We start from the raw sequence: 8,241 nt of genomic DNA on the forward strand, positions 1-8,241 counted from the left end.
TGATGGCGGCATTCTTGTCATGGCCACCTTGTTCGGGTTGTATCCGTTTCTGGTGAAACTCTTTGCCGATGGCGGCTACCAGGGTGAACAGTTCCTCCTGATCAAATGCCCCGGGGCGTACACCAGGGCGGATGCGGCGTAGCGGGGGGAGGTGCTTGTTTCGCATGCGGCCCCTCATGATCAGCCAAGTCATCACGCTTGGCCACGATCAGGAGTCCCCATGAACGACGCCCCACCCCCTCCGTCCGACACCGCGCTGGTGCCGGCCCGCGTCGTCCGCGCCGAATTGGGTGGCATCAGCGACATGACCCTCTGGCGCTGGCTGCACCGACCGGATCTCGAGTTTCCGCAGCCGGTTCTCATTTCGCGGCGGCGCTATTGGCGACGCCAGGATCTTGAGACGTGGAAGAAGTCACGCTTCCGTCCGTGCCCGGAGTATTCCGCGTGATGCGCGGGCCACCATCCGGCCATCCGAATCATGCGCCGCATTCGATGTCGTAGCGTCCCATCCCCTGCGCGGCGTGGCCGCCGGCGCCGAAGCGGTCCCCCAGGGCCAGCAGCGCCCCCGCGCGCGCCAGCGCCGCCAGCGGGCCGCGCAGCACCAGCCGGCCCACAACCCCCGTCACCGGGATGCTCCGTCCGGGCTGGCGCGCCGAACTCCGGGTCCAGCCGGCCGGGCTGAGGCCCTGTCCGTCGAGCGTCAGGGCCGAGGCCGTCTCGGCCAGGGCGTCACCGTCCACCGTCAACGCGGTGTCGTGCCAGCGCGCGAAGCCCTCTGCACGCCGCGACAGGCCGGTCAGCAGGGCCAGGGGGTCGAGCACCAGGGCGGACCGGCGCCGCAGCACCAGGGGCGTGCGCACAGTCAGCGCCACCGCCCCCAGGCCCGGCCCGACCTCCTCCGGCATCACGGGTGCGGGCGGCTCCGGCGTGATGATGGTGCGGTGTTGGGGCTCCAGGGTCAGGCGGGTGCCGTCCGCCCCGCCGCCGATGCCGCCCCGCAGGGCACGCACCAGGGCGTCCGCCGCGCCCTCCGCCCAGTCGGTGGCGAACCCGAACAGCGACAGGGTGACGCGGGCGCCTTCTGGCGGATCGGGATCGACGCGGATGACGAACGGCCGGGGGATCTCCACGCCCCGGCGCACGGTGCCGGTCTTGCCCCACAGCACGTCCAGCGCACAGGGCGGGTCCCACGGGCAGGGCTGTTCCGCGCGGGCCTCGGCGCTGGCGCCGGCCAGCAGGGCCTCGCCCAGGGCGCCGCGCAGGCGGCCGGGAAAGCGCGGGTCGGAGATCCGATCCGGGGCCAGGGCGGGGCCGAGACACACCACGATATCGGCCTGGAACCAGCGGGCGAGCAGGTCGTCCGCCGTGGCGTGGTCGATCGGCTCCGCCAACCGCTGTCGCAGACGGTTGGGGTTGTTCGTCTGCCGCGCCCCTGCGCCCTCCATCGCCGCCCTCCGGCTGCCCCCCGATACGGACGACAGCATAACGGCGCGGCGGGTCAGGGTGCAATCAGAAGGCGTAGGCCGGTGGGCTCGGGTAGGGTGGCGCCGACGCCCGGTTCGCGTGGTCAGGCGGAAGGGTGTTCACCTGGCGACAGCTGGGTTATTGCCCCCAACGCTTCGTTTCAGTCCGCGTGGATAAGCGGAAGGGTGTTCACCGCGCTGGCCCACGAAGGGATGCGCTTCACGATTGTCGTTTCAGTCCGCGTGGATAAGCGGAAGGGTGTTCACCCGCCTGGCACCAGTGACGCTGCAGCAAGTTGCTGTTTCAGTCCGCGTGGATAAGCGGAAGGGTGTTCACCCCAGCTACGCTCCAGCAGGTGGCAAGCGGCAAACGTTTCAGTCCGCGTGGTCAGGCGGAAGGGTGCTCACCAGGCTCCACAATTTGCATCCATTCTTTGCGAACTTTGCGTGTTTCAGTCCGCGTGGTCAGGCGGAAGGGTGTTCACCGTAAGACTTCTCCCCGATGCCGATTTCGACATTGTTTCAGTCCGCGTGGATAAGCGGAAGGGTGTTCACCCCACGTCCAGTGGTTACCACACCGTGCTCCCCATGTTTCAGTCCGCGTGGATCAGCGGAAGGGTGTTCACCTTACCTCCCTGCAACCCCTTGATCAAGGCCGTTGTTTGAGGCCACTTTCCACCCATGCGGGAAATCATTCCGCGAAGCTTCCGAGAAGTTATATTATAAGGCGTGCACATGCCAAAATATCCCATATGGTGCAAAGCCTTGCCGTTTTCCACGGATCTCAATTTCTCCAGACCGCGCCGTAATGCACTGATTTTCAAGACTATCCACCCAGTCTTCCGGTCCGCCGGGCGGATTGTGGGCATCGGTCTGCCGAGCCGTCGGGGCGGTGTGCGACCAGCCCCTGTCACCCCTTCGCCGAAGCTCCTTTCGGTCTGGTCGGCGTGGCCGGCGCCTCCGCCGGCGACGCTGGAAGGAACCGGTCGCGGACGCCCGGGACCGGCGCAGCGCCGTTGGCCGGGGTGATGGCGGCCGGAGGGCCGCCGTCCTTCCGAGGCTTGGTTCCCTTCCGGATGGCATTGAATGACTTCAGCGGCATGTAGTCCAGCGGGACCTGACCGATCCGCGCCGTCACCTCCGGTGTGCAGGCCCCAAGGAACTCCCGCACCTCTGGGATATCCGGGAAGCGCGGGACGCCCGCTCCGTTGGCCGTCCGGGACCGCCGCATGAAGGCCGTGAACGCGGCGAGAAGGGGCTGGATGGCATGGCTGGGCTGGGGTTCCGTGTGCGGGGGGCAGAAGCCGGACCTGCCGTCCTCCGACACCAGATCCTCCGGGCCGGCCGGCGTGCACCACGTTCTCTTCGCCTCCGCGTCGCTCGGGTCGACGACGAGGCGGACGCGGCCAACGCGAATCTGGCCGGCCCCGAATGGGCGGGCATGGCCCAGCATGTGGCGACAGGGTTTCGACCGATCGCCGCCATGCGTCAGGGCGAACAGGACCGCCCCCAGCTCCGCCGCAGTCACGTTGTGCATGCGGATTCGGCTGCGGAACCGCAGGTCGGTCTGCCCGGGGCCCGGCAGGAGGAAGCGCATCTTCGAGAAGATCTCGGTGCTCCGTACGCCCGCCATTTGCTCTCTTTGGCGGTGCGCCATGTCCTGGATGGCGGCCATTGCCTCGTGTGTGTGTCCGTCGGGAAACCGGGGCAGATAACGCTTGCGACCCGCCAAGCGGACGTCATCGGGAAAGCTGTAGTCAATCTCGCCCTGACCACGCAGATAGAAGGGCGCAAAGGAGGCGCGCGGCGCCATCATGGCCGCTGTCACCTCGTCGGACAGGCGATGGCTCTGCTCCGGCTCCAACGTGGCGAAGGAGAACGCGACGCGCCCCTTGCGGCCGGCGAGGTTGGGGTCGATGCGGTCGGTTTCGTCGAGCCCCAGGTCCTCGCGCTCCACGACGTACCCGAACAGGTGCTCCACGAAATCGGCGTTGTAGGCGACCACCGTGCCGTCCTGTTTTTCCACGCGACCTTCGGTGTGGGCCTTCTGGCGGGCGAGGATGTCGCCCACGCTGTTGCAGTGCGGGACCTTGAACAGGCGGGTCAGGCCGAAGAAGAAGCCGTCGTCCTGCCGGTTCAGGTCACCGACAAAGAAGACCGGAACGCGATGGCCGCTCATCAGGGTCGGCAACAGCTTCTTGAATGAGCCATCCGGCTCCGGTTTGTTGCGCGACGGCTTGCAGGAGAGGCGAAGGAACGTGTCCACGATCTCGGGCGTCAGAACCACGCCCGGCTCGGGGCTGCCGTGGAACACGTACTCGACCTTCTTGTTGCCGCCCCGGCCGGGTAGCTTGTCGGAACAGACGATCACGCCCTGGACCGGACCGCCGGGGTGCACCATGCGGCGATTGCCGGTCTCTTCCTTGCGGGGCTGGGAGACGGCAACGGTCTTGTCGAACGTAAAAAGGGTGTCGCGGCCTTGAGAGTGGGTCATGCCGAGAAGGCCGTATTTGCTTTCGAGCGATTTCTGAATCCAGCCTTCCCTGTTCGAGAAGGCGGAGCCAACGAAGGACTTCAGGTCGTCCACCGGCAGATGAGACCAGCCGTGGTCAAGGGAGGCGATCTCCCAGCGGGCGTTCTCCGGGGTCTTCCTTGCGACGTCGTCGTCCCACTGCAACGTCAGCCAGCCGGCCTTGACTTGATCAACGTCGGACACGGGCAGGTCCTGGCCATAGGACGGGTGCTCGAAATCGCGCAGACCGTATTTGTGGTGTAGGTTGGCGCTGCCCAGGCGCGCCAGGGCGACGATTTCCGTGGCCGCGCGGATCATGCCCCGCAGGCTGGCGCCCGGGATCACCGGCGGCCCGTCCGGTCCCAGCGTCATGGGTTCCGTGACCCCCTGCGCGTTCTTGACCCCGATCAGCAGCGGCGTTTCCGCGATCCACTGCACCTCGATGCAGGCGGAAACTCCACCGGGAATCGGTTTATCGAGGGCGCCGGCGTCGGTGTCCCGGGGGGCGACGATGTCGTTCAGGGTCACGAACCGGAAGGGGGCGCCGATCTCCACGTCGATCGTGCGTGGTTGTTGCTGCCTTGCTCCGGCCGTGCCATGGCCGTGCGCCCGTGGCGAAGAGACTGCAGACGCAACAGAAAGCCTGGGGATGGCTGCCCGGGCAAGCTGCTCCTGTTCCGCCAGGGGCAGGTCCTCGAATTCTACCGCAAGAGTATCGAGGGCATCCTCCAGGGACGGTGTCTTGGAGAACTCAGCGTTCAAGATCTCAACGGCCCGGGCGATCTGTTGAGGTGAGACGGTCATGCCGCGGCCTCCTTCCAGTCGAACCACCCGAAGCCTTTGTTCGTGCCGTGGCCCAGCATGAGACCCGTGGCCTTGATATCCCCGCACAGGGTGTTGAACAGCGCTCTGTCGACACTCGTGGCACCGCCTCGTAGCGTCAGCGTGAAGCTCAGATCGACCCCAATAAACGCCGCTGTCGTGAACAGGGCATTGTCGACCGGCGCGCCGGAGAAGCGATCAATCCGCACCGAGGTGAAGTTCAGCGGCGCCTCCGCTGTCACGGCCAGACTGGCGATCGAGAGCAGACCGCGAAATCCCGTCAGTCCGAACAACCGCTCCACGGGATCCTTCGGTCCCACCGTTCTGTCGTCCGGAACTGGTCCCTCGGTCTCCTCTGCCGCCGCCCGGATTCCCGGCTCGTTGCGAGCCCAGAGCCACGCGGCACGCGCCCTCAGTGCCCCCGAAATGCCTGTGCCGATAAGAAGCGGCATGGTCTCGGTTTCACGCTGCGCACGCAGGTGTGGCGTGGGATCCTCATCCCCATGCCGGCCCCGCTCCCGCGTGCTGGAGGCGTCGATCACGGCGAACGGGCCATCGCAGCGCAGGCGGATGGGGATGCGGTCGACCTCGGGCGGCGCGGTCACTTCCGGCAGGCCGAAGTCCTCGACCGCCGTCTTGGTGAACGTGCCGTCGTCGGCCACGGTTCGCCGCGTCACGGACAGGGTTTGCGGACGCAACCGGACCCGCCCCAGGCCGTCGGCCTGTCCCTTGCCCAAGGCGACTCCGTATTCCGCCGTCAGCGCGGCAAGCAGGTCCTTGAGGGTTGTCAGGGCCTGCTCGGCCTTGTCGATCCGCCCCGCCCGGGCCTCGATCCGGCAACGGAACGCGAAGCGGGTGCCCTTGGCGACCATCTCCTGGAAGAACAGGGTCGCGTGGGAGGCGGTGCCGCTGGCCCCGTCAATCCTGGTGCGCGCGGCCACGAACACGCCGTCCCCCAGGCCGTGTTGGGCAATGGGGCGCGCATCGGCGAAGGGCATCGCGCTTGCGTCCGGCACCGCGCCGGTGCGCGGGGCACAGAACACGGTCAGCAGGCCCATGCTGCCCCGAGGCAAGGGCTGGCCGTGCTCGTCCCCGCCGACGGCGGTGTCCTTGATCTCCCCAAGAAGGAGGGTGATCGCGTCGGGGCCGCCGATCTCGGCGCCGAGAGACCCGGCCAACCCGCGCAGCAGTCCCTTGAGTGTGGTCGAGGGCAGCAGGGGCGCTCCCGCCACGTCTCGCGCCAACGCCGCGACGCCGGGCGGGGCGTTATCGCCCGGCCTGCCCTTGACCCCCTCCACCTCCCGCATCTCGCCTGTTCCGACATGCAGGGGCGACAGGGCCTCCAACGTGCCTTCGATGTCGTAGCGCAGCCTAGGCATGGGTCACCGCCTCCATCAGCCGCGCCTGATCCGCCTGGGACAGGTAGGTGGTGGACATGCGTCCGTAGCCGTTCTCGGGCATGTAGGGGCAGGTTTTCCAGGTCACGGGCTCGGTGCCGAAGGCCGCTGGCGTGAGGCCGAACCGGACCGCATCGTCCAGGGCTTTCCGACCCGAATCATCGGTGACCTCAATCAGGAAGATCGAGCCCGGATCCGTCAGCACGAAGGGGACGTAATAGTCCTTGCCGTAGGCACGGCGCCGGCGCGCGATGTCCCCCCCGGCCAGGCTCTGCGCCGCGAAGAAGGAAAGCAGCCGCGCGCCTGGCACCTGCTTGGCCCAGGCCGCTTCGTACACTGTTCGCGCCGCCACGGCCGTTCCGTCCGCCGGCCACGCGTCACGCGGATCGAACAACACCGCCGGCGTTTCCAGCATCAGGGCAAACCGGTTGGTCGTTCCGTGCACCGGGGTTGCGCACGGCGGAGCGACGGGGCCAGAGGCTTCGGTGAAGGTGGCGCGCGCGCCGGTGCCGCCGACACCGTAGAGCCCCTCCGTGGTCAGGATCTCGATCAGGCCCTGGGCCAGGCGTCGGCCCTGGTCGTCCGAAATCGCACCCAGGTCAATGTCGAGGCTCCACGCAATGGGCTTGCCGTCGATCTCTCGCACCGGCTGAAGCAGGGTGGTGTAGAGCATGTGGTCGGCGGCCGTTCCGGTCTCCTGATGGATTTCGGTGTGGGTGCGGGCGACCGGGGCGCGGACCTGTGCCGTCGGATAACCGGCCGCCTGGGCGCCCGGCTCGAACCACGGGCTCTTCCAGTCGCCGACGAACCACGCCGGGCGGCAGCCGATCATGGTGCCCCGTCCGTCGGGTACGCTGAGGGCATCGCCGAACGTCAGGGTTCCGTCCGAGTCCGCGCCGACCAGAGACAGGGGCAGTGGCCGGCACAGCCGGTCCCCCGCGCGGGAGAGCGGCCAAGCGTGCGAGAAGGACAGGGCGGCCAGGACATCGCCCAGCAATCCCTCCGCCGGCTTCGCACCGGCATGGTTCAACCGGTCGGCCAGCGTGCCCTTGAAGACCGCGCCCGGGATGATCTGGGCGCTGACAACGGCGTTGTCGGCCAGTTTTTTGGCATTTACCAGGATCGGCCGGTCGAAGGTGACGCGCAGACGAATGTGATCGTTGTTCGGATCTTTCGGGGTCGGTTCCGTCAAAGGCACGGGATCGCCCTTCGGGATCAACCGCGTGCCGTCTTCCACCACCTCGCCGAACCCGGGGCTCTTGAGACCGCCGATGGCGCCGACCAGCGCCAGCGCCTTGGAGAGCATGTCGGTGACGCAGTCGTGATTCTGGGCCGGAGCCAGGACCTCAACCGTGCCCGTGAACAGCACGACGGCCCCCATTGGCGCGACAAGCTCGACGACCTGGAGCGCGCCTGTCTTCACCGTGCCGGTGTCGGGTGCGATCTCGATGCGGGTGTGGTGGGCGCCCTTCTGCGGAAGGTCTTCGACCGTGTCCGGTGTGGTGAGATCGGGCAGGATCCCCTTGGCCACGAGGTCGGAGAAATGGATGCGGCGCCTGACCGGCTCGTTGGCGGCGCCGGACTCGTCTTCCCGTTTGCTTTTGATGCCGAATAGTGAGTCGATCGCCAGCGGCCCGCTCGCCGACACGACGCTCTCCGGCAGGTCGCGCAGGGCTTCCTTCATCACGCCCCGGATCTGATCCATGGGGATGATCGGCGTGCCCTGATCGTCGCGGAGCGCGATGGCATCCACGCCAAAAGGGGCGGCCGCGAGGCCCCGGAACAAAAACGGCGAGCGGACGGCGACCTCGCAGGTATAGGTCATAAGTGCAAGGGTCACCGGCCGCACTCCACGGCAACGAGTCCAGGTTAATGAACCGGGTCTGCAATGAGCTGGGCAATGACGGCGGGGTCCCAGCCTGCGACCTTGCGGGTAGTCTTGATGGATCGCTTGCCGCGTCCGGCGCGGATGATATTGAAGGCGAAGCGGCGCACGAGGGCCATGTTCTGGGCGCCGTGCCCCCGTCGCAGTCGCGACTGATCCTCC

Annotated in this window: 5 protein-coding genes, 1 pseudogene and 1 CRISPR repeat array; of the genes and pseudogenes, 2 read left to right on the top strand and 4 right to left on the bottom strand. The window is 67.5% G+C overall.

Going from position 1 to position 8,241, the window contains the following annotated elements:
• Both BLS85_RS18935 and BLS85_RS18270 read left to right on the top strand, forming a co-directional pair.
• Positions 1-94 (top strand): annotated as a pseudogene (locus tag BLS85_RS18935) (IS5/IS1182 family transposase); the annotation flags it as partial.
• 126 nt (positions 95-220) lie between these two features.
• The gene (locus BLS85_RS18270; protein ID WP_092788170.1) at positions 221-448 is read left to right on the top strand and encodes a helix-turn-helix transcriptional regulator; all 228 of its coding nucleotides are present in this window, start codon (positions 221-223) and stop codon (positions 446-448) included.
• Positions 449-476: 28 nt separating this feature from the next.
• Here BLS85_RS18270 and cas6 read toward each other — a convergent pair whose 3' ends face one another.
• The 4 genes from cas6 to BLS85_RS18290 form a co-directional block, all read right to left on the bottom strand.
• Entirely contained in the window at positions 477-1,445 is a 969-nt protein-coding gene (gene cas6, locus BLS85_RS18275) for a CRISPR system precrRNA processing endoribonuclease RAMP protein Cas6 (RefSeq protein WP_176793906.1), read from the bottom strand.
• Positions 1,446-1,621: 176 nt separating this feature from the next.
• A CRISPR array of direct repeats spans positions 1,622-2,091; the repeat unit is 38 nt; unit sequence GTTTCAGTCCGCGTGGATAAGCGGAAGGGTGTTCACCC.
• Between the two features lie 282 nt (positions 2,092-2,373).
• Complete coding sequence (locus BLS85_RS18280; protein WP_092788172.1) at positions 2,374-4,779, bottom strand: TIGR03986 family type III CRISPR-associated RAMP protein; 2,406 nt, start codon at positions 4,777-4,779, stop codon at positions 2,374-2,376.
• A complete protein-coding gene (locus BLS85_RS18285; RefSeq protein ID WP_092788173.1) occupies positions 4,776-6,176 on the bottom strand; it encodes an RAMP superfamily CRISPR-associated protein in 1,401 nt (466 codons plus the stop codon). The genes BLS85_RS18280 and BLS85_RS18285 overlap by 4 nt, the downstream gene beginning before the upstream one ends.
• A complete protein-coding gene (locus BLS85_RS18290; RefSeq protein WP_245699289.1) occupies positions 6,169-8,034 on the bottom strand; it encodes an RAMP superfamily CRISPR-associated protein in 1,866 nt (621 codons plus the stop codon). Before BLS85_RS18290 ends, BLS85_RS18285 begins: the two co-directional genes overlap by 8 nt.
• Positions 8,035-8,241: the final 207 nt, after the last annotated feature.

This window comes from Rhodospira trueperi (assembly GCF_900101965.1).
Lineage (GTDB): Bacteria > Pseudomonadota > Alphaproteobacteria > Rhodospirillales > Rhodospirillaceae > Rhodospira > Rhodospira trueperi.

Excerpts from the sequence above, each read along its gene's own strand:
- BLS85_RS18270 (WP_092788170.1), top strand. The coding sequence starts at position 221 with ATGAACGACGCCCCACCCCCTCCGTCCGACACCGCGCTGGTGCCGGCC.
- cas6 (WP_176793906.1), bottom strand. The coding sequence starts at position 1,445 with ATGGAGGGCGCAGGGGCGCGGCAGACGAACAACCCCAACCGTCTGCGA.
- BLS85_RS18280 (WP_092788172.1), bottom strand. The coding sequence starts at position 4,779 with ATGACCGTCTCACCTCAACAGATCGCCCGGGCCGTTGAGATCTTGAAC.
- BLS85_RS18285 (WP_092788173.1), bottom strand. The coding sequence starts at position 6,176 with ATGCCTAGGCTGCGCTACGACATCGAAGGCACGTTGGAGGCCCTGTCG.